The sequence below is a fragment of the Stenotrophomonas sp. STEN038 genome, from assembly GCF_056759895.1.
Map to the genome: position 1 here is coordinate 1 of NZ_JBRRDW010000038.1, position 21,138 is coordinate 21,138.

Below are 21,138 nucleotides of genomic sequence, written 5' to 3' on the forward strand. Positions count from 1 at the left end.
GGTTAATGTCCTGTGTGTCCCCATTGATGGCGTGTGGGGCCGCCGTGTGGCGGCGGCCTGGGTCGTCCTCGCCGTGCGGCTATACGCCCCGCCGCCCCCTGGCGGGGCACTACCTCGTTATGCCATCTGCTATTGGTTGCGCGCGCAAGCGTATGCAGTCGCGCCTTGTCCTGCGGACGTAGAATAGGGCGATGAACGAAGTCGACCATAGCCATCTCGTGCACGGTCGTCGGCAACGCCCGGATGGGCCGTCGCCGGTGGACGTGATTTCCGTGCAATCCCAGCTTGTGTACGGCCATGCCGGCAACAGCGCGGCAGTACCGCCGCTGCGCGCCCTGGGCCTGCGCGTCGCCGAAATTCCCACCACGCTGCTCAGCAACGCGCCGTTCTACGCGACGTTGCGCGGCCGTGTGCTGCCTGCAGACTGGTTCGCGGAACTGCTGCAGGGCGCAACCGAACGGGGCCTGCCGCAACGCGCCGGTGCCTTGGTTTCCGGTTACTTCGGCAGCGTCGCCAATGGCGCCGCGTTTGCTGATTGGCTGGACGAAGTACTGCCGCAATCGCCGAACCTGCGCTACTGCCTGGATCCAGTCATCGGTGATACCCATACCGGCCCTTACGTTGAGCCGGGGCTGGAAAAGATCTTCATCGAGCGCCTGTTGCCGCATGCCTGGTTGGTAACGCCCAATGCCTTCGAGCTGGGCCGGCTGACCGGCATGCCTGCATTGGAGCAGGACGATGCCATCGCCGCCTCGCGCAAGCTGCTGGAACGCGGCCCGGAATGGGTGATCGCGCATTCGGTGTCCGGTGATCCGGGCGAGTTGGTGACCTTGGCCATCGGCCGGGAACAGATCTGGCGTTGGACCTCGCCGCATCTACCGGTGGATGTGGCCGGTACCGGTGATGTGCTGATGTCGCTGCTGGTCGCCTTCCTGCTCAAGGGCCATAGCTTCGAGGACGGCGTGAGTCGCGCTATCGCTGGCGTGCACGCTGCGCTGGAAGCAACACTGGCTACTGGCGTGGAAGAGTTTGACGTGTTGGCGGCTGCACCAGCTGCATTGGGTACCCCCTACCGCTTCCGCGCCGAGCGTCTGGCGTGAGTCTGCGTCCGGTCATTGGCATCGTCGGTAGCGGCGGTGCCTTTGGACGTTGGCTGCGCGGTTTCTTCGAAACGCGCATGGGCTTGCAGGTGATCGGTCATGATCCGGTCGATGTGGACTCGCAGACGCCGGAGCAGTTGCTGGAACAGGCCGATGTGCTGCTGTTCTCGGCACCGATCCGACATACGCCTGCGTTGATCCGCGACTACATCCGGCAATCGGCCGGGCGTGAGCGCGGCAAGCTGTGGCTGGATGTCACCTCGATCAAAGCCGAGCCGGTCGCGGCGATGCTGGAATCGCAGGCGTCGGTCGCCGGCCTGCATCCGATGACTGCGCCGCCCAAGGCACCGACCTTGAAGGGCAGGGTGATGGTGGTCTGCGAAGCGCGGTTGGATGCGCATTGGCAGGCATGGCTGGATGAACTGTGCATCGCCTTGCAGGCCGAGTGTGTGCGTGGCACTGCCGAGCACCACGACCGGGTAATGGCGCTGGTGCAGGCGATGGTGCATGCCACGCACCTGGCCCAGGCCGGCGTGCTGCGCGAATACGCGCCGATGCTGGGCTCGCTGAGTGAATTGATGCCGTACCGCTCGGCCGCATTTGAACTGGATACGGCGGTGATCTCGCGCATCCTGTCGTTGAACCCGGCCATCTATGAAGACATCCAGTTCGGCAATCCCCATGCCGGCGAGGTATTGGATCACCTGTTGCAGCAACTGCAGCAGCTGCGCGGTCTGGTGGGGCAGGGCGATGATGCCGCGCGTGCGGCATTCCGTACGCAGTATCTGGCCGATAACAAGGCCGCGGTGGATGAGCAGACCCTGCGCGATGGCAACTACAGCTTCGAGCGGGTCGGTTACCTGCTTGCGGATCTGACCGACCAAAGTGCGATGAGCGTGCATCTGCCTGAAGACCGAGCGGGTTCATTGCGTGAGCTGCTGCATGTGTTCGAACGCCATGGCATCAGCCTGGCCTCGATTCATTCCTCGCGTACGCCGAGTGGGGAGGTCCACTTCCGCATGGGCTTCGTGCAGGCCTACGCGGCTGAGGTGATTTCAGCGGCAAGCGACGAGATCAACAGCAGCGGCATAGGCAGGGTGCTGGAGCGCTAAGCCTGCAGCAATGGTGGGAGCTGTGGGAATTGTGGGAGCGGCGTAAGCCGCGAAGCCAGATCACTGGCTGAAGCCGGTAGCGCACTGCAGTTGCCAAGGTGCCATAGTGGTTCAGGATCACCAGCTTCGCGGCTTACGCCGCTCCCACAAAAGCCGAGGTGGCCAGAACACCCAAGAGGGAAGGGGCTCCACCCCCATCTGCGTCTCACCAGCTGCGACTTAATCCACAGCGGCGTGTGTGCAAGCATGTGGATAATCGCTTGCATCCCTTGGGGCACAAGGCTGTCAAGATGGTTGGTGAAAAATTGATCAGCCGCAGGCCGGATCGGCAAAGCGTATTCAGAATTATCCGGCCAGCCGGCAGCGGGGCTTCCTGATGCGCGCCGGTAATGATCACGGCGCGCTGCAGAAGCTGGGAATCAGGCCCGGTAGGGCTGGTTCATCGACAGGCTGACCTCGCCATCGGCACTGAACAGGTTGCTGCCACGACGCAGCAGCGGCCGGCCATCGGCAAGCTCATAACGCGGCGGACGGTTGGTGTTGGCTTCGGTGCTGCCGGGCTCATCTAGAAACTCGATGACGATGCAGCTTTCGCCATCGCGGGTGGTCGCTGGAAATTGTCGGAATGCCATAGCTCGGCTCCAATGCTGGGAAGGTGGTCGCAGTGCATCAGTACGACCACCCCGTGAGCTTGCCGCCGGCGTTGTTAGCGATGCGTTACCGCAGTGTTCTCAATCTATGAATTGCAGCCGCGCCAGCTCGGCATACAAGCCGTCCTGTGCCAACAGTTCAGCATGCGTGCCCTGCGCAACGATCCGGCCATGGTCCATCACCACAATGCGGTCGGCCTTGAGCACGGTTGCCAGGCGATGCGCGATGACCAGCGTCGTGCGCCCAGCCATCAGCCGTTCCAGTGCCTGTTGCACCGCGCGTTCGCTCTGTGCGTCGAGTGCACTGGTGGCTTCGTCCAGCAGCAATACCGGCGCGTCCTTGAGCAGGGCGCGAGCGATCGCCACGCGCTGCTGCTGGCCGCCAGACAGGCGCGCGCCACGTTCGCCCAAGTCGCTGGCATAGCCTTCTGGTAGCTGCATCAGGAAGTCATCGGCCTCGGCAGACCGGGCAGCTGCACGAACTTCCTCGTCGCTGGCTTCCAGTCGGCCGTAACGGATGTTGTCGGCGGCGCTGGCGGCAAACAGTGCTGGCTGTTGCGGTACCAAGGCAATGCTTTGACGCAGCTGCGCTGGGTCCAGCTCGCGCAGATCAATGCCGTCCAGACGCAGGCTGCCACTGTCCGGGTCATGGAAGCGCAGTAGCAGCGACAGCACCGTACTTTTGCCGGCACCTGAGGGGCCGACCAGAGCCACGGTTTCGCCCGGCGCCACCGTCAGGCTGAAATCATCCAGCGCCGGATGATCCGGCCGTTGCGGGTAATGGAACGACACCTGCTCGAAGCGGATCTCGCCGCGGACCGGCGAGGGCAGGGGGTGTGGCTGCGCCGGTGCGGTGATCTGCGGGCGCTCGGCCAACAGTTCACCAATACGGCCCATGCCGCCGGAAGCACGCTGTAGTTCGTTCCAAACTTCGGCCAAGGCACCGACCGAGCCGCCGCCGATCAAGGCGTACAGCACGAACTGGCCCAGCGTACCTGCCGTCATGCGGCCGTCGACGACGTCGTGTGCGCCAGACCACAGCACCGCCACGATGGCGCCGAACACCAGCACGATGGCGATGGCGGTGACGAAGGACTGGGTGCGGATGCGGCGCTTTGCGGTGGCCACGGAGATGTCCAGCGCGGCCTCGAAGCGGCCACGCTCGTAGGGCTCGCGGGCATGCGCCTGCACCGTGCGTACCGCGCCCAATGTTTCGGAAGCCAATGCATTGGCATCGGCGACACGGTCCTGGCTGGCGCGCGAGATCTTCTGCAGCTGGCGGGCACCCAACACGATGGGTAGCACTGCCAGCGGGATGCCGATCAAGGAGTACACCGCCAGCCGCGGACTGGTGACGAACAGCATCACCATCGCACCAATCACGGTGACGCTGCTGCGCAGCGCGACTGACATGGTCGAGCCGATCACGCTGCGCAGTAGTTCGCTGTCGGCAGTCAGCCGCGATACCAGCTCGCCGCTGCGGGTGCGGTCGTGGAAGCCGGCATCCAGGCCTATCAGGTGCGCATACAGCTTGCCGCGCAGGTCGGCGACGACTTTCTCACCCAGCAAGGACACGAAGAAGAAGCGCGCGGCAGTCGCCAATGCCAGTACCACCGCGACGATGAACAACAGCATGAAGGCCCGGTTGATTTCGCCACCACCGGAGAAGCCGTGGTCGATCATCTGCTTGACCGCCATCGGCAGACTCAAGGTCGCCGTCGAGGACACTGCCAGTGCGACCAGCCAGGCGCTGAACAGGCCGGCGTGACGGCGTACGAATGGCCACAGGGTTTTCAGGCTGCCGAGTTTCTGCAGCTTGCGTTGCGGCGGTGTGGAAGGGGCTTCAGTCATGGTCGACGGGTTCGCTCAGGCGTAGGCGGTCGCGGGTGGCGTCGCGCAGGCGCAGGGCCAGCGCATCGATCTGGTCTGCCGGCAGGCGCACATGCAGGCGCAGGCCTTCGGGCAGGAAGTGTTCTTCAAGTTTCTCGGCACAGGCAGTGCCGAGCAGGGTATGCACGATGCCCATGTCTTCAAAGCCGCATTGCAGGATGCGCTCGGTCATCGGTACCAGCGGACTGCGTTGGGCCAGCCGCAGGCATTCGGCAGCTGCGCCGCCGTAAGCCCGTACCAGGCCGCCTGCGCCGAGTTTGATGCCGCCATACCAACGCGTGACCACCACGGCGATACGGTCGTAGCCCTGGCCATCAATGGCGGCCAGAATCGGCCTGCCGGCGGTGCCTGCCGGCTCGCCGTCGTCGCTGGAGCGGTAGTCATTGCCATGCCGGTAGGCCCAGCAGTTGTGGGTGGCATCAACATCCGAGACCGACTGGATGAACGCCAGCGCTGCGCCGGCATCGCTGATCGGCGCCGCCTGCGCGAGGAAGCGGCTGTGTTTGATCTCCAGCTCGTGGCTGGCGGGTGCGGCGAGAGTGTCGAGCATTGCCGTCATTCTAGTGGCAGCGCTGCAAAGCGGTAGCCGATGTAGCTCAATCCTTGAGCAGTGGGCGCAGATCGCGCGGAATGCGTGCTTCCGGGTAGTCGTGGGCAAAGCGCCGCAGGCTGGCCTTCGCACCTTCCAGATCACCGGCCTCGTGGCGTTCGCGGATGCGCTTGATCCATTGGTGGCGTGACAGCGTGGCGTCGGCCTCGATATCGGGAGTGCTGTCCGCAGCAATGGCTTCGGCACGTTGGCGCCGCGCTTCGGCGGCCTTGCTTACCGCCTTGGTACCAGCATGCGGAATCGGCGTGGAACCAGAAGATGTCGGGCGTGGCGCTGCGGCGCGGGCTGGCGCGGCTTCGCTGCGATAGAGGTCAGGTTGCGCGCCAGCAGTACTGATGGTCTGCTCGGCTTGAACCGGGGCAGCCATCGGTGCCGGAGCCATCATCGGCATCGGCGGAGCGGGAGGCGCGGGCGGTGCCGGCGGCGTAACCGGCGCATTGGAGAAGGCGCGTGGCGATTGCCCTGTTTGGCTGGTGCTGGGTTTTTCGATGACGTTCGCCTCGTCATTGCCCGCAACATTTGCCTGCGCAGCTTGCGGCGCATCGGCACGACGTTCCTTCGCGCTTGCCATGGACTGGGCTTGCGGCGCTGCGGGTGCCGAGGCAGCGGCAGCATCCGCATCCTCGGCTGTCTGGCTTGGCATTGGCGCTGCAGCCGGAACAGCCGCTACTTCTGCGGCTGCCATATCGGCAGCAGGTGTTTCCACTTCGGCCTGCTGCATTGCTGGCTGGGGCGGCAGCGGGCGCAGCTGCCAGGCAAGGCCAACCACCAGCACCAGCGAGGCGGCCACGGCGAACGAAGATACCAGCCCACGGCGGCGACCCCAGCCGCGATTCCGCGGTGCTGGGGGCAAGTTCGCTGTGGGCGCTTCGCGATGCGCAGCCTGTGTCTCCAATTGGGGCTGAACCGGTGCCTGCGGGGTGCCGTGGGCCATGGCCAGGATCCGGGCGTCCAACTGCGCGCTGGGCCCGGCGACACCAGCGCCAGGGCGGCCGAGCAGACGGGCCAGCTCTCGCTCTTCGGGAGTCAGCATGTCTGGGATGTTCATTCGCTCAACCTCGCGCGCAGCTTGTCCATCGCATAGCGCAGCCGCGACTTGACGGTTTCCCGGCCAACGCCGGTGATCTGCCCGATCTCCTCCAGGCTCAGTTCCTGTTCCAGTCGCAGGATCACGACTTCCTGTTGTTCCGGCGGCAATTCGGCCAAGGCCTGGCGTAGCTGCAGGCGCTGGGCTTGTTCGTCGGCCAACAGCTCGGGGGTGCGGTTGTCGGCCAGGCGTGCGGTGCGCTCGTCGGCATCTTCCGGCGCTGCCGGACGATGGCGGGCGGCTCGCCAATGGTCGTTGAGGCGGTTGTGGGCAATGCGGAACAGCCAGGTGGCGAAGGCCGCGTCGGGCTTCCAGCCGGCACGGGCGTTGATCATCTTCTGCCAGACGTCCTGGAACAGCTCCTCGGCCAAGGGCCGATCGCGCAGCTGCCCCAGCAGATAGTGGAACAACCGCGCGCGATGCCGGGCATAGAGCTCGGAGAACGCGTCGCTGTCGCCGTCGGCATAGGCCAACATCAACACTTCATCGGTAGGGGTTTGGACAGCGGTATCCACCTGCCAAGCGTAGTGGTTGGGGTGGGTTCTGCCTAGCTCGGCGCTCTGACGGAATGCCGCTCATTCATAATCATGAAAGACAATCTTTTTTTTGCGACCCACTGCTCTTGACCGCTGCTGAAGGTATGCTGCGGGATCAGGGGGGAGTTCCGGGAGACCGGAACCCAGAGAGAACGGATACATGTCGCATAGCGAGTTTGACGCGAAGGCCGAAACCCAGCGCGCCGATACATTTTCGCCGGTCACCAACGTGGTAGGGACATTGCAGAGCTTGTTGCCTCCCGTCAGCACGGTTGCGCTGGCGTGGCGCGATGGTTTGCTTGGCGAGGGTAGCTGCAGTTTTCCGGATTCGGCCGATGGCCTGTGCCAGCGCGCTCGTGATTGCCTGGCGGGCAGAAAGGATGGCCTTCCTACCTCCGTGCATCTGCTGGAATGGAGTCACGACAGCGACGCGGATTACGTGCTGCTGATCGATCCTGAACAGGCGCTGCCGGTGGCGCGCCGTGAAGCATGGGAGGGCACGGCACGGGTACTGATCTGCTCGGCCATGGAACTGATGCGCCAGCGCATGCAGATTGAAGAGCTGCAGCGCTCCAAGCAGCTGCAGAAGGCCTTGTTCGAAATTGCCGATCTTGCCGGTGCCGATCTGGCGATGACCGAGATGATGGCGCATTTCCATCGCATCCTCGGTTCGCTTATGTATGCCGAGAACTGCTACATCGTGGAGTGTGATGAAAACCAGCAGAGCCTGGAATTCCTGTATTTCGTTGATACCCATGACAGTTATCTGCCTGAGCCCGGGCGCCGCTATCGCTACGAGGAGATGCCGGCCAGCTTGACCTTCGCGGTGCTGCGCAATGGCCGTGCACTGAGCGGGCCGTCGCGTGAGCTGGCCAAATATCTGGAACAGCCTTGCGAGGTGTCGGAGGGCGAGGAGAGTACCGACTGGCTGGGTGTGCCGATGTGGCGGGACAACCGGGTGTGCGGTGCGATCGTGGTGCAGAGTTATGTCGCCGATGCCTGCTATGGCGAGGAAGAGCTGGCGCTGCTGAACTTTGTTGCCAAGCACATCCTCACCGCGATGGATCGGCATCAGGCACACGCGCAGCTGGAACAGCGGGTCTGGCAGCGCACCCAGGATCTGGAGCACATCAACGACCACCTGCAGGGCGAGATCATCGAGCGTCGGCGCGCGGAATTGCTGCAGGCGGCGCTGTTCAACATCTCAGAGCTGGCGATGAGCGGCAAAGCCACGGGCGATTTCTACGCGCAGGTACACGAAATCATTGGCCGGCTGCTGGATGCCAGCAATTTCTACGTGGCGATGGTGACCGCAGATGCGACCGGCATCGAGTTTGTCTACTCCGTCGATCGCTTCAACCGCGAACGCGCAACCCGGATTTTCAGCGATGGCTTGACCGAATACGCGCTGCAACGACGCGAACCGGTGCTGCTGACGCGGGCGGACATTGACACGCTGATCGCATCCGGGGACTTGAAGGAATTCGGTGCCAAGTCGCAATGCTGGCTGGGCGTTCCCTTGTTCAGTGATGACGAAGTAGTAGGCGTCATCGCGGTGCAGAGCTACAACCCGGAAGTCGTGTTCACTGCCGATGATCAGCGCTTGTTGGTATTCGTTGCCCGCGCCATAGGCAACAGCCTGGCCCGCCAGCGCGATCAACAGCGTTTGGTACAAGCCCATGCCGACCTGGAATTGCGAGTGACCGAGCGCACCCGTGAACTGGGCGAGGTGAACCAGAAACTACTGGGACAGATTGGCGAACGTATGCGTGCCGAGCAGCGTTTGACCCACCTGGCCATGCATGACGTGCTGACCGGACTGCCTAATCGCCTGCACCTGCAGGATCGGCTGGAACGTGCGATCGAGAATGCGGAATTGGGTGTCGCCCCGAATTTTGCCTTGCTGTTCCTGGACCTGGACCGCTTCAAGTGGGTCAACGACAGTATTGGTCATGCCGCTGGCGACCAGATGCTGGTTGAGGTCGCGCGCCGACTGGTGGGTCTGGTCCGTGGCGATGACGTGGTGGCGCGGCTGGGCGGTGATGAATTCGCGCTGCTTGTGCACTCTGATCGCGGTTCGAACGCGGCGATGGACCTGGGGCGTCGCCTGCTCAGGGCGTTGGAAGCGCCGATGTGGGTGGACGGGCGCGAGCTGTTCCCTTCCGGCAGTATCGGAATCGCGGTATGGGATGCGCGCTATACCTCTGGCGCGGACCTGCTGCGCGATGCGGATGCTGCCATGTACCGGGCCAAGCTCAAGGGCCAGGATCGCTGCGTGATGTTCGACGGCGCGATGCACGATGAAGCCATGCGCAGCCTGGAGTTGGAAGCGGACCTGCGAAGGGCGATCAAGAAGCGGGATTTCCTGCCGTACTACCAGCCCATCGTTTCCTTGCTTGATGGCCAGGTGGTCGGTCACGAGGCGCTGTTGCGTTGGCAGCATGAGCGTCGCGGTGTGCTGGCGCCGGGCGAGTTTCTATCGTTGGGCGAAGAGAGTGGCCTGATCGAGCAGGTGGACTGGCAGATCTACGAGCAGGTGATGCAGGACATGGCCGCATCGGCAGTCGGCTACATTTCGGTGAACGTGTCGCCGCGGCATTTCCGTTCGGCTGAGTTCGCACCGCGTTTGCTGGGGATGCTGGATGCTGCGGGAGCTGACCCGGAGCGGCTGCGGGTGGAGATCACCGAGATGGCCCTGCTCGATGACGAGCCGCGCACCCTGCGTGCCCTGCACCAACTGCGTGAGCGCGGCGTGGTGGTGCAGCTGGATGACTTCGGGACTGGTTATTCGGCGCTGTCCTATCTGCATCGTTTCCCTATCAGTGCGCTGAAGGTGGACCGCAGCTTTGTTGCCGGCCTGCACGATGAAGGCGGCAACAGCACGCTTACCCTGGTGGAAGGCGTACTGTCGCTTGCGCGCACGCTGGGCATCGAGACGATAGGCGAGGGCATCGAAAACGAGCGGCAGCTGCAGACGCTGAAGGAATTGGGCTGCAACTTCGGCCAGGGTTACCTGCTGGGTTACCCGGCACCCCGCGAAGAGACCTTGCAGCGCGCATAAGTGCCTGCTTTCTTGTAGGAGCGGCGTGAGCCGCGAAGCCAGAAATGCATCCGTCGCGCATCGTCTGCAATTGCACGATGCGCGTTGGATGTTGCCGTTGCGGACTTTGAATGCCGATGATCTGTGTGGTGTATGAGCCTCGCGGCTTACGCCGCTCCTACAAAAAAAGACCGCCGGTGCCTCAACGCAACGCGTTGCGCTTCTTCTCGTCGAACCACTTGTCGGCCTGTGCCGGCGAGTAGTTGCGCATCCACTCCAGCATCTGCGTGGCGTCGTCGCCGTACCACAGGTCTTCGCGCTGCTCCGGGTGCAGGAAACGCTCGGTGACCATCGTGTCGATCATGCCGATCAGCGGCTGGTAGAAACCGTCGATGTCGAGGAAGGCGCAGGGCTTGTGGCCGATGCCGAGCTGGCGCCAGGTCAACATCTCGAAGATCTCCTCGGCGGTACCAAAGCCGCCGGGCAGGGCGACGAAGGCATCGGACAGGTCGAACATGCGCGACTTGCGCTCGTGCATCGAGCTGACGATCTCCAACGAAGTCACGCCCTTGTGCGCGACTTCCATGTCCACCAGGTGCTGCGGGATCACGCCGGTGACTTCGCCACCTGCTGCCAGCACGCCATCGGCCACCGCGCCCATCAGGCCGGTACGGCCGCCGCCATAGACCAGGCGCAGGCCTTCATTGGCGATGCGCGTGCCCAGTTCGGTGGCGCGTTCGACGTAGATGGGCTTGGCGCCGGGGTTGGAGCCGCAATAGACGCAGATGGACTTCATGTGTTGTTCCTGATGGATGGGAAGAGGTGGTCGCTCTGCTGCCGATGAATGCGCGTGCAGACCGGGGACTACAAAAGCAAGAAGGCTCCGCCGGAGCGGAGCCTTCAGGTCACAGGCCGTGGAGCTTAGTTGGCCTTGTGGATGGCGCGCTTGGTCACTGCCATCGCCGCGTCGTGCACTGCCTCGGACAGCGACGGGTGGGCGTGGCAGATGCGGGCCAGGTCATCGGACGAGCCGCTGAACTCCATGGTCAGCACACCTTCGTGCACCAGCTCGGAGACATTGGCGCCAACCAGGTGCATACCCAGCACGCGGTCGGTTTCGGCGTGTGCCAGCACCTTGACGAAGCCAGCCGGCTCCACCATGGCGACGGCGCGGCCGTTGGCGGCGAACGGGAAGCTGCCGGCCTTGTACGGGATGCCCTCGGCCTTGAGCTGGGCTTCGGTCTTGCCGACCCATGCCAGTTCCGGCTCGGTGTAGATGACCCACGGGATGGTGTCGAAGTTGACGTGGCCCGGCAGGCCAGCGATCAGCTCAGCCACGGCGACGCCTTCTTCAAAGCCCTTGTGGGCCAGCATCGGGCCGCGCACGCAGTCACCCACCGCCCAGACGCCATCGACGCCGGTGTGGCAATGGTCGTCGACCACGATCTGGCCGCGCTCGTTGATCTGCACGCCGGTGCCATCGGCCAACAGGCCCTTGCTGGCAGCGCGACGGCCGACGGCCACCAGCAGCTTGTCGACGGTCAGGCTCTTCTCGCCTTCGGCATCGGTGTAGCTGACGATGACTTCTTCGCCCTTGATCTCGGTCTTGGAGACCTTGGCGTTGAGCAGGATGTTCAGGCCCTGCTTCTTGAATTCCTTGGCGGCAACCTTGGCGACTTCCGCATCGGCAGCAGCCAGGAAGTCCGGCAATGCTTCCAGGATGGTGACTTCCGAGCCCAGGCGCTTCCAGACGCTGCCCAGTTCCAGGCCGATCACGCCGGCGCCGATCACGGCCAGGCGCTTGGGCACTTCGGTGAAGTCCAGCGCGCCGACGTTGTCGACGATGTGCTTGCCGTCAAACTTGGCGAACGGCAGTTCGATCGAATCCGAACCGGCGGCGATGATGACGTTGGTGCCCTTGAGCTCGACTTCCGAACCGTCGTGCTGCTTGACCTTGACCACGTTGCCGGCCTGCAGCTGGCCGAAGCCGTAGTAGGTGGCAACCTTGTTGGCCTTGAACAACTGGGCGATGCCGCCGGTGAACTGCTTCACGATGGCGTCCTTGCGGCCGACCATCTTGTTCACGTCGATCTTGGCGTCGTTGAAGCTGATGCCGTGCTGATCGAAGATGTGGCCCATGTTCCAGTACTGGCGCGAGGAGTCCAGCAGCGCCTTGGACGGGATGCAGCCCACGCGCAGGCAGGTGCCGCCCAGTGCCGGCTTGCCGTCCTTGCCCAGCGCTGCATCGATGCAGGCGGTCTTCAGGCCCAGCTGTGCGGCGCGGATGGCAGCGTGGTAGCCGGCCGGACCAGCACCGATGACGACGACGTCGAATTGTTCAGCCATTTGAGATTCCTTGTTGCCTGTCCCTTCTCCCGCCGGGAGAAGGTGGCGCGTAGCGCCGGATGAGGGTGCGGGTGAGGCTTGCCCTCACCCCAACCCCTCTCCCGCGAGCGGGAGAGGGGCTCAGAGCAATTACAGACCGAACAGCATGCGGCCCGGGTTTTCCAGCTGGTTCTTGATGTCCACCAGGAACTGCACCGAATCCTTGCCGTCGATGATGCGGTGGTCATAGGACATGGCCAGGTACATCATCGGGGCAATCACGACCTGGCCGTTCTCGGCGATCGGACGGTCCTTGATGGCGTGCATGCCGAGGATGGCGCTCTGCGGCGGGTTGACGATCGGGGTCGACATCAGCGAGCCGAAGGTGCCACCGTTGGTCACGGTGAAGGTGCCGCCCTGCAGTTCTTCCAGCGACAGCTTGCCGTCACGGGCCTTCTTGGCGTAGTCGGCAATGGCCTTCTCGATGTCGGCGAACGACATGCGCTCGACGTTGCGCAGCACCGGGGTCACCAGGCCCTTGTCGGTGGACACGGCGATCGAGATGTCCGAGTAGCCGTGATAGATGATGTCGTCACCATCGATCGAGGCATTGACCAGCGGGAAGCGCTGCAGTGCGTTGGCGGCAGCCTTGACGAAGAAGCTCATGAAGCCCAGCTTGATGCCGTGGGCCTTGACGAACTCTTCCTGCAGTTCCTTGCGCGCAGCCGACACCTTGGACAGGTTGACTTCGTTGAAGGTGGTCAGCATGGCGGTCGAGTTCTTCGACTGCATCAGACGCTCGGCAATGCGCTTGCGCATGCGGGTCATCGGCACGCGTTCTTCCGGACGTGCACCGCCGGCCTTGCCGACGCCGCCGTTGCGGGCGAAGTTGACGATGTCTTCCTTGGTCACGGCGCCATGACGGCCGGTGCCGGACACGTCAGCCGGGTTCACGCCCTCGGTAATTGCCGAGAAGCGGGCGCCCGGGGGCAGGGCGTCGGCGGCCGACTTGGCAGCCGGGGCCGGTGCAGCGGCAGCAGCCGGAGCGGCGGCGGCCGGGGCAGCAGCCTTCGGTGCCTCGGCGGCAGCGGCCGGAGCGGCAGCGGCAACCGCGCCTTCCTCGATGATGGCCAGGATCTGGCTCGAGGTGACGGTGTCGCCTTCCTGGAACTTGATTTCCTTCAGCACGCCATCAACCGGCGCCGGTACTTCCAACACGACCTTGTCGGTTTCCAGGTCGAGCAGGTTCTCATCACGCTTGACGGCCTCGCCAGCCTTCTTGTGCCAGGTGGCGATGGTGGCGTCGGAGACGGATTCGGGCAGTACCGGTACTTTGACTTCGGTGGCCATTTGGCTGATTTCCTGGTTTCGTTTTCTTGTGGAAAAGGGGGCTTATTCGGCGTAGTTATCGTCGATCTTGTTGACCAGCGCGTCGGCGAGCAGCTGTGCGAGTTCGCGCAGGTGATCGGACATGTGGCCAACAGCAGGCGACGGAGAACGCGGGCGACCGGCATAGTGCAGCGCCTGGCCATCGGCCACGCATGCCTGCAGGTGGTGCTTGATCTGGTACCACGCACCCTGGTTCATCGGCTCTTCCTGGCACCACACGACGTCGGTTGCCTTGCCGTACTTCTTCAGTTCGGCAGCCAGCGCCGGGCGCGGGAACGGGTAGAGCTGTTCAACGCGAACCAGTGCCACGTCGTCCTGGCCGCGCTTGGTCACGTCTTCCAGCAGGTCGTAGTAGACCTTGCCCGAACACACGACGACGCGCTTGACCTTCTTGACGTCCGCGGTGGCGTCGCCGATCAGGTGCTGGAACTCGCCATTGGCCATTTCGTCCAGGCTGGACACGGCCAGCTTGTGGCGCAGCAGCGACTTGGGCGACATGACGACCAGCGGCTTGCGGGTGGCCATGCGCATCTGGCGACGCAGCATGTGGAATGCCTGCGCCGGAGTCGACGGCACGCAGACCAGCATGTTTTCCAGTGCGCACAGCTGCAGGAAGCGCTCAAGGCGCGCCGAGCTGTGCTCCGGACCCTGGCCTTCATAGCCATGCGGCAGCAGCAGGGTCAGGCCGGAGATGCGGCCCCACTTTGCTTCGCCGGAGGCGATGAACTGATCGATCACGACCTGGGCGCCGTTGGCGAAGTCGCCGAACTGGCCTTCCCAGATGCACAAGGTGTTCGGATCGGTGGTGGAGAAGCCGTACTCGAACGCCATCACCGCTTCTTCGCTGAGCAGCGAATCGATGATGGTGGCCTGTTCCGGCGACTCGACCAGCTGACGCAGCGGCAGGTAGTAGTTGTCGGTCTTCTGGTCGTGCAGGATCGCGTGGCGGTGGGTGAAGGTGCCGCGGCCCACGTCCTGGCCGACCAGGCGCAGTGCGTTGCCTTCGTCCAGCAGTGTTGCGTAGGCCAGGTTCTCGGCAAAGCCCCAGTCGCCCAGGATTTCGCCGGCCGCCATCTTGCGACGGTCGTCGTACACCTTGGCAACGCGCGAATGCACTTCCACGCCTTCCGGAATGGTGTTGATCATGGTGGCCAGCTGGGTCAGCTTGCCCATGTCGACCTTGGTGCTGACCGGATCGGACAGCTTGCCCGACAGGTACTTTGACCAATCCACGTACATCTTGCTGGTGGCCGGGGTCTTTTCGACCTTGGCCAGCTCGGTGGTGACTTCACCGGAGTCCAGCTTGTTGCGGTAAGCGTCGACCATGTCCTTGCCGGCACCGGCAGCGATGACGCCTGCGGCTTCCAGCTGCTCTGCGTAGAGCTCGCGGGTGGTCTTGTGCTTGCGGATCACCTGGTACATCAGCGGCTGGGTGATCGCCGGTTCATCGGCTTCGTTATGGCCCCAGCGGCGGTAGCAGACCAGGTCGATCACGACGTCCTTGTTGAACTGCTGGCGGAAGTCATAAGCCAGCTTGGCCGCGAACACCACAGCTTCGGGATCGTCGCCGTTCACGTGCAGGACCGGTGCCGCGACCATCTTGGCGATGTCGGTGCAGTACAGGGTCGAGCGCGAGTCGTCGCGGTTGGAGGTGGTGAAGCCCACCTGGTTGTTGATGACGATGTGCACGGTGCCGCCGACCGCGAAACCGCGGGCCTGCGACATCTGGAACAGCTCCATCACCACGCCCTGGCCGGCGAATGCAGCGTCGCCGTGGATCAGGACCGGCATCACCTGCTTGCGCGCGGTGTCGTTGCGGCGTTCCTGGCGCGAGCGCACCGAGCCGACAACCACCGGATCGGCGATTTCAAGGTGGGACGGGTTGAACGCCAGGGCCAGGTGCACCGGGCCGCCATCGCTGGCGACGTCGGCCGAGAAGCCCATGTGGTACTTCACGTCACCGGCAACGGCGCGGTCGTCGTGCTCGAACTTGCCTTCGAATTCGTCGAACAGCTTGCGCGGGTTCTTGCCGAGGGTGTTGACCAGCACGTTCAGGCGGCCGCGGTGGGCCATGCCGATGATCACGTCCTTGACGCCTTCCTTGCCGGCATCACGGATGATGGTGTCCATCATCGGGATCAGCGAGTCGCCGCCTTCCAGCGAGAAGCGCTTCTGGCCGACGTACTTGGTGTGCAGGTAACGCTCGAGGCCTTCGGCCGCGGTCAGGCGCTCCAGGGTGCGACGCTTGGTGTCGGCATCCAGGTTGTAGTTGCCACCGGCAGCCTCAAGGCGCTGGTAAAGCCACTGGCGCTGTTCGACTTCGGCGATATACATGAACTCTGCGCCGATCGAACCGGTATACGTTGCCTTCAGGCGCGCAAACAGGTCACGCAGCTTCATCCGCGGCTGGCCGCCGACACCACCGGTGCTGAACTCGTCGTTGAGGTCGGCATCGCTGAGGTGGTGGAAGGGCAGGCCCAGATCCGGCGGGTTGACCGGCGGGGTCAGGCCCAGCGGATCAAGATTGGCGCCGAGGTGGCCGCGCGAACGGTAGGCGGTGATCAGGCGGCCGACATTGCGCTCGCGCTCGTCGCCGGAACCGGCATTGGCGCCGACCTTGCCAGCATTCTTCGCGGCTTCGGTGATGTGTGCGATGGCGGCAGAGTGCGGCACATCGCCAGCTTCGCGGCCTTTGAAGCCGTCAAAGTAGGACTTCCACTTGGGGTCCACACTGTCCGGGGAGACGAGGTACTGTTCGTACAGGTCCTCGACATAGGAGGCGTTGCCGCCGGCGAGCTGCGATGATTGCGCAAACTGCTTCAGTAGATTGTCCACGATGGAGAGTCGGATTCACTTGTGGGGTAGTTCTGGGAACCGGCGGACCTGCTACAGCGTCACGCGCGGGCGTGTTCTAACCACGAAATTATACCCCTCACTGGACAGGAAGGGGCACCTACACTGTCCCGCGCATTAATACCTGACTGCGGCTTGTCCTGCCCAGGTCAATGCTCAGACACCTAGTACGCGAAGCCCGTTGCAATCACGTGAACGCTCCCAGATACGCTTGAACAGCGCTTCCTGCTGTTGCGCGCGGGCGGGGCTGTCCAGCGAAAGCTCGCCTTCGACGCGGGCGCCCATTGGACGAAAGTAGCAGTCGCCCTGATCGTTGCTGATGGCGGCCGAGCTGACCTCGCAGTCCACCGGGTCTACCGGCTCACGTAGCTGGAACACACTGGGCAAACGCTGCGCCAGGGCGATGAAGGCCGCGGGCAGGTCAGCCTCGTGCAGCAGCACTTGCACCTGCTTGTCGTGACGGGCGGTGGCAAAACGGCGCAGCGCGTTCAGGATCAGCGGCTGGCCGAGCAGGGCATCGTTGCCACGTAGTTGCAGATGCAGATGCCGGCGTGCGCCGTGGATCACCGCAGCCATGGCGGCGCGGGCCTGATCCGGGTCCTGTACCCGCATTGCCCCGTCCAGACGCCGGCGCATGGTCTGGTGACCGATGCCGGCCTCTTCGAACTCAACCCCTTCCGGCAGGAACCCATTGCAGGCGTAGAAGTCGCGGGCATGCAGCTGGGCGTGCAGGCTGACTTCGCCCCAGCCGTGCTTGCGGGCGGCGGCCAACAGCGCATTCAGCAAGGCCTGGCCAACACCTTTGCCACGCCAGGCGGCAAGTACGGCCATGCGGCCGATGCGCTGATCCGGGGTCAGGCGGGCAGCACCGATGGGCTGGCCGTGCTCATCCAGCGCCAGGGCGTGGTCGCTGAGCGGGTCCAGCGCGTCTATTTCCAGCTCGGCCGGGACGTTCTGCTCGCTGACAAATACGGTATGACGCACGCCGTGCAGCAGGGTCTGCTGCACGGCGTAGTCGGCGATCTCTACATGGAAGATCGCGGTTTGGCTCATGCCGACGGGGTTTCCGCGTCGTCTTCGTCTTCTTCCTCGGCGTCGTCGCAGATCACCACGACTTCGACGCCTTCCTCATTGACCAGTACGGTCTCGATGCTGGCGCTGGACGGCTCGCCTTCGCCGGCTTCGCTGTACTCGATGACTTCGATCTCGACTTCCGGGGCATCGGCTTCGTCGTCGAAGTCCTCGTCCTCGAAATCTTCCTCGGCCACGTCTTCCATGGCTTCCAGCGCGTCCTGCTCGGCGAGCATGGCGGCAATGGTTTCCACGTCCAGCAGCTGGTAATGGCCGCCGACGATCAGTTCCATCAGCGCATCACGGCCCTTGTTGCCGAGCTTGTTGAACAGGGCGATATCGATCTGCTCGGTACCGGCAAGGGTCTGCGCGTCCTTGATCGACAACTGGAACGCCAGGCCGGAGCAGTACAGCGAGGCACCACGGGTGGCGCGACGCCAGGCCAGACGGGCCCACGGGTGGCGTTCAAGCACGCCGCCATTTTCCAGCTCGGCGACGACTTCTTCCGGCGACGGCGGTGCCTGCGACGGCAGGATGTCGCCGGCAGCGCGGTAGGTGGTGATGAAGCGGCCAAACCAATTGCCGAGGCGATCCGGGTCGTTCATGCGCAGCGCATTGAGCGCGGCGACAACGCGCTTCATCGCGGCCTCGTCGATCTCGTTCGGGTCTTCCGGCAGCTTCAGGTCCGGGTCCTGGAAGCGGATGGATTCGTCGGCATCGGCGACCAGGTCGTCCAGGTAATCGCTGATCAGTTCGGCCGAGGACGGCGCACGCATGCCGAACGAGAAGGTCAGGCAGGGATTCACGGCAACGCCGTTGTGCGGCACGTTCGGCGGCAGGTACAGCATGTCGCCCGGGCCCAGCACCCAGTCGTGGGTCGCCTTGAACTTCTTCAGCAGCTTCAGTTCCACGTCGGGGCGGAACTCAAGCGACGGGCGCTTGCCCTTGGTCGACTCGCTGGCGTCGATCTGCCAGCGGCGCTGGCCATGGGCCTGCAGCAGGAACACGTCGTATTGGTCGACATGGGCGCCAACCGAACCGCCGGTGGCGGCAAAGCTGATCATCACGTCGTCCATGCGCCAGCGCGGCAGAAAGTTGAAGTAGGAGGTCAGGGCGCGGACTTCCGGGTCCCACTTGTCCACGTCCTGTACCAGCAGGGTCCAGTCGTGGTCGGGCATGCCGGGGAAGTCTTCTTCCTGGAACGGGCCGGTGCGCAGGGTCCAGCCGTCGGTGGCGCGGTCATGGCTGACGATGCGCGCCAGCGCGCCTTCTTCACAGGCCAGACCGGCCAGGTCTTCAGGCAGCACCGGGGTTTCGAAATCCGGGAAGGCGGCGCGGATCAACAGCGGGCGCTTCTGCCAGTAATCGCGCAGGAAGGTGGCCGGGCTCATGCCCAGCGGCAGGCCGGGCTTGGCCTGGACTTCGATCGGATAGGTCTTTTGCTTGCGTGCAGCCATGGGGGAAATCCTTTGCAACGGAGGTCGAACAGGGGCGCGCCGGGCGCGCAGACCTCCATTGTCCCCTTGTTCGCGGCAATGCGCACCGTAGGCGACTGATCTGGATCAAATTCAGCGAAAAGAATGCACCCGTGGTGCCGAGCCATGCTCGGCAGGGGCGTTACCAGTAATGCATCTGTAGTGCTGAGCCATGCTCGGCAAGGGGCGTTACCAGTAATGCATCTGTAGTGCTGAGCCATGCTCGGCAAGGGGCTTTACCAGCAATGCATCTGTAGTGCCGAGCCATGCTCGGCAAGGGGCTTTACCGGGAAAGCTTCTGCCGAGCATGGCTCGGCACTACATCCAGAAGCTTGCCCTCATCCCAACCCCCGCTGCGCGCCCCGGCCCTTGCGCTGGCGCAAGGGCGTTCGAGCAGCAGCGAACCAATGGTTCGCAGCCTGCTGCTCTCACCCCGTGAACGGGAGAAGGGCTTCAAGCACTCAGCATTTCTGCGGCTCAGATCGCCTTGGCCAGCTCAGCTGCCAAACCGGCGTAGCCGCCCGGGGTCAGCTCACGCAGGCGCTGCTTGGCGTCGGCCGGCAGTTCCAGGGTCTCGATGAACTCGCGCATCGAATCGGCGGTGATGCCGTTACCGCGGGTCAGTGCCTTGAGCTGCTCGTAGGGATTCGGCAGGCCGTGGCGGCGCATCACCGTCTGCACGGCTTCGGCCAGCACTTCCCAGGCAGCGTCCAGATCGGCGTCCAGGCGTTCCGGGTTCACGGTCAGCTTGCCCAGGCCCTTGGCCAGCGACTCCAGACCGACCTGGCTGTGACCGAAGGCGGTGCCGACGGCGCGCAGTACGGTGGAATCGGTCAGGTCACGCTGCCAGCGGCTGATCGGCAGCTTGGCGCTGAAGTGCTCGAACAAGGCATTGCCGATACCAAAGTTGCCTTCAGCATTTTCGAAATCGATCGGGTTGACCTTGTGCGGCATGGTCGAGGAGCCGACTTCGCCTTCCTTGAGCTTCTGCTTGAAATAGCCCAGCGAGATGTAGCCCCAGATGTCGCGCGACAGGTCGATCAGGATGGTGTTGGCGCGGCGTGCGGCATCACCGATCTCGGCGACGTTGTCGTGCGGCTCAATCTGCGTGGTGTACGGGTTGAACACCAGGCCCAGCGAGGTGACGAAGCGCTCGGCGAAGGCCGGCCAGTCGATGTTCGGGTAGGACACGACGTGGGCGTTGTAGTTGCCGACGGCGCCGTTGATCTTGCCGGTCAGCTCGACCGCGCCGATCTGGCGGATCTGCCGTTCCAGGCGAGCGACGACGTTGGCCAGTTCCTTGCCCAGGGTGGTCGGCGAGGCGGTCTGGCCGTGGGTGCGCGACAGCATCGGCTGTTCGGCCTGGGCGTGGGCGAGCTGGCGCAGCGAGGCGGCGATGCCGCTGTAGCCGGGCAGGATCACCTTGTCGCGGGCTTCAGCCAGCATCAGGCCGTAGGACAGGTTGTTGATGTCCTCGCTGGTGCAGGCGAAATGCACGAACTCCAATGCCGGTGCCAGCTCGGCGTCGTCCTTGAGCTGCTCCTTGATGAAGTACTCAACGGCCTTGACGTCGTGGTTGGTGGTGCGCTCGATCTCCTTGACGCGGGCAGCGTTCTCGACCGAGAAACCATCAGCCAGTGCACGCAGCTTGGCCTTGCCGGTGGCGCTGAAATCGGCCAGCTCGGTGATGCCCGGCTCGGCGCCCAGCGCCAGCAGCCATTCGATCTCGACCTTGACGCGGGCCTTGATCAGGCCGTACTCGGAGAAGATCGGGCGCAATGCGTCGACCTTGCCGGCATAACGGCCATCAAGCGGGGACAGGGCGAGCAGGGCGGCTTCTTGGCGGGACGTATCCGTCATGGCGGCAGGCGGTTGGGCAGTGGCGGGGGCGCATATTCTACGCTGCCGGGGCAACGGCCGCTGGCGGGCCATTGAATCCCGTCGGCCGCAGGTGCCATTGCCGCATATGACGGGTATGGTGTGCGCAGCCGCCAGCCAGG

General features: G+C 64.0%; 15 protein-coding genes. 3 read left to right on the forward strand and 12 right to left on the reverse strand.

The genetic code is table 11. From position 1 onward, the window contains the following. Nucleotides 1-191 precede the first annotated feature (191 nt). Nucleotides 192-1,100 (forward strand): pyridoxal kinase, encoded by a 909-nt coding sequence (pdxY, locus tag ACVOLS_RS15085; RefSeq protein WP_303746656.1) that lies wholly within the window; start codon nt 192-194, stop codon nt 1,098-1,100. Next, a complete protein-coding gene (locus ACVOLS_RS15090) occupies nt 1,097-2,212 on the forward strand; it encodes a prephenate dehydrogenase (RefSeq protein WP_481546273.1) in 1,116 nt (371 codons plus the stop codon). Before pdxY ends, ACVOLS_RS15090 begins: the two co-directional genes overlap by 4 nt. Before the next feature lie 419 nt (nt 2,213-2,631). Here the strand turns inward: ACVOLS_RS15090 and ACVOLS_RS15095 are convergent, their stop codons facing one another. The 5 genes from ACVOLS_RS15095 to ACVOLS_RS15115 form a co-directional block, all read right to left on the reverse strand. Then, nucleotides 2,632-2,844, reverse strand: a complete 213-nt coding sequence (locus tag ACVOLS_RS15095) for a hypothetical protein (protein WP_481546274.1) — start codon at nt 2,842-2,844, stop codon at nt 2,632-2,634. Between the two features lie 99 nt (nt 2,845-2,943). Continuing rightward, nucleotides 2,944-4,713 (reverse strand): ABC transporter transmembrane domain-containing protein, encoded by a 1,770-nt coding sequence (locus ACVOLS_RS15100; RefSeq protein WP_481546275.1) that lies wholly within the window; start codon nt 4,711-4,713, stop codon nt 2,944-2,946. Further along, nucleotides 4,706-5,302 carry an IMPACT family protein gene (locus ACVOLS_RS15105; RefSeq protein WP_481546276.1) on the reverse strand — a complete coding sequence of 199 codons (597 nt, stop codon included), beginning with the start codon at nt 5,300-5,302 and terminating at the stop codon, nt 4,706-4,708. The genes ACVOLS_RS15100 and ACVOLS_RS15105 overlap by 8 nt, the downstream gene beginning before the upstream one ends. Nucleotides 5,303-5,348: 46 nt before the next feature. Further along, nucleotides 5,349-6,410 (reverse strand): hypothetical protein, encoded by a 1,062-nt coding sequence (locus tag ACVOLS_RS15110; protein WP_481546277.1) that lies wholly within the window; start codon nt 6,408-6,410, stop codon nt 5,349-5,351. Further along, complete coding sequence (locus ACVOLS_RS15115; RefSeq protein WP_481546278.1) at nt 6,407-6,964, reverse strand: RNA polymerase sigma factor; 558 nt, start codon at nt 6,962-6,964, stop codon at nt 6,407-6,409. Before ACVOLS_RS15115 ends, ACVOLS_RS15110 begins: the two co-directional genes overlap by 4 nt. Nucleotides 6,965-7,145: 181 nt before the next feature. On the opposite strand from ACVOLS_RS15115, the gene ACVOLS_RS15120 reads away from it, so the two are divergent. After that, a complete protein-coding gene (locus tag ACVOLS_RS15120; RefSeq protein ID WP_481546279.1) occupies nt 7,146-10,046 on the forward strand; it encodes a bifunctional diguanylate cyclase/phosphodiesterase in 2,901 nt (966 codons plus the stop codon). A gap of 181 nt (nt 10,047-10,227) precedes the next feature. Here ACVOLS_RS15120 and ACVOLS_RS15125 read toward each other — a convergent pair whose 3' ends face one another. From ACVOLS_RS15125 to purB, 7 genes are all read right to left on the reverse strand, one after another. Further along, the gene (locus ACVOLS_RS15125; RefSeq protein WP_481546280.1) at nt 10,228-10,821 is read right to left on the reverse strand and encodes an LOG family protein; all 594 of its coding nucleotides are present in this window, start codon (nt 10,819-10,821) and stop codon (nt 10,228-10,230) included. A gap of 125 nt (nt 10,822-10,946) precedes the next feature. Beyond that, nucleotides 10,947-12,371, reverse strand: a complete 1,425-nt coding sequence (lpdA, locus tag ACVOLS_RS15130; RefSeq protein WP_481546281.1) for a dihydrolipoyl dehydrogenase — start codon at nt 12,369-12,371, stop codon at nt 10,947-10,949. 129 nt (nt 12,372-12,500) lie between these two features. Continuing rightward, nucleotides 12,501-13,700, reverse strand: a complete 1,200-nt coding sequence (sucB, locus tag ACVOLS_RS15135; protein WP_282272073.1) for a dihydrolipoyllysine-residue succinyltransferase — start codon at nt 13,698-13,700, stop codon at nt 12,501-12,503. 42 nt (nt 13,701-13,742) lie between these two features. Then, the gene (locus ACVOLS_RS15140) at nt 13,743-16,574 is read right to left on the reverse strand and encodes a 2-oxoglutarate dehydrogenase E1 component (RefSeq protein WP_481546282.1); all 2,832 of its coding nucleotides are present in this window, start codon (nt 16,572-16,574) and stop codon (nt 13,743-13,745) included. Nucleotides 16,575-16,748: 174 nt separating this feature from the next. Continuing rightward, the gene (locus ACVOLS_RS15145; protein WP_481546307.1) at nt 16,749-17,630 is read right to left on the reverse strand and encodes a GNAT family N-acetyltransferase; all 882 of its coding nucleotides are present in this window, start codon (nt 17,628-17,630) and stop codon (nt 16,749-16,751) included. A gap of 11 nt (nt 17,631-17,641) precedes the next feature. Continuing rightward, nucleotides 17,642-19,120 carry a ribosomal protein uL16 3-hydroxylase gene (locus ACVOLS_RS15150; RefSeq protein WP_481546283.1) on the reverse strand — a complete coding sequence of 493 codons (1,479 nt, stop codon included), beginning with the start codon at nt 19,118-19,120 and terminating at the stop codon, nt 17,642-17,644. Nucleotides 19,121-19,615: 495 nt separating this feature from the next. After that, nucleotides 19,616-20,998 (reverse strand): adenylosuccinate lyase, encoded by a 1,383-nt coding sequence (gene purB / locus ACVOLS_RS15155; protein ID WP_481546284.1) that lies wholly within the window; start codon nt 20,996-20,998, stop codon nt 19,616-19,618. Nucleotides 20,999-21,138 lie beyond the last annotated feature (140 nt).

What these genes read in the sequence shown, in the direction of transcription:
- pdxY (WP_303746656.1), top strand. Translation starts at nt 192, where the DNA reads ATGAACGAAGTCGACCATAGCCATCTCGTGCACGGTCGTCGGCAACGC.
- ACVOLS_RS15095 (WP_481546274.1), bottom strand. Translation starts at nt 2,844, where the DNA reads ATGGCATTCCGACAATTTCCAGCGACCACCCGCGATGGCGAAAGCTGC.
- ACVOLS_RS15100 (WP_481546275.1), bottom strand. Translation starts at nt 4,713, where the DNA reads ATGACTGAAGCCCCTTCCACACCGCCGCAACGCAAGCTGCAGAAACTC.
- ACVOLS_RS15105 (WP_481546276.1), bottom strand. Translation starts at nt 5,302, where the DNA reads ATGCTCGACACTCTCGCCGCACCCGCCAGCCACGAGCTGGAGATCAAA.
- ACVOLS_RS15110 (WP_481546277.1), bottom strand. Translation starts at nt 6,410, where the DNA reads ATGAACATCCCAGACATGCTGACTCCCGAAGAGCGAGAGCTGGCCCGT.
- ACVOLS_RS15120 (WP_481546279.1), top strand. Translation starts at nt 7,146, where the DNA reads ATGTCGCATAGCGAGTTTGACGCGAAGGCCGAAACCCAGCGCGCCGAT.
- ACVOLS_RS15125 (WP_481546280.1), bottom strand. Translation starts at nt 10,821, where the DNA reads ATGAAGTCCATCTGCGTCTATTGCGGCTCCAACCCCGGCGCCAAGCCC.
- lpdA (WP_481546281.1), bottom strand. Translation starts at nt 12,371, where the DNA reads ATGGCTGAACAATTCGACGTCGTCGTCATCGGTGCTGGTCCGGCCGGC.
- sucB (WP_282272073.1), bottom strand. Translation starts at nt 13,700, where the DNA reads ATGGCCACCGAAGTCAAAGTACCGGTACTGCCCGAATCCGTCTCCGAC.
- ACVOLS_RS15150 (WP_481546283.1), bottom strand. Translation starts at nt 19,120, where the DNA reads ATGGCTGCACGCAAGCAAAAGACCTATCCGATCGAAGTCCAGGCCAAG.
- purB (WP_481546284.1), bottom strand. Translation starts at nt 20,998, where the DNA reads ATGACGGATACGTCCCGCCAAGAAGCCGCCCTGCTCGCCCTGTCCCCG.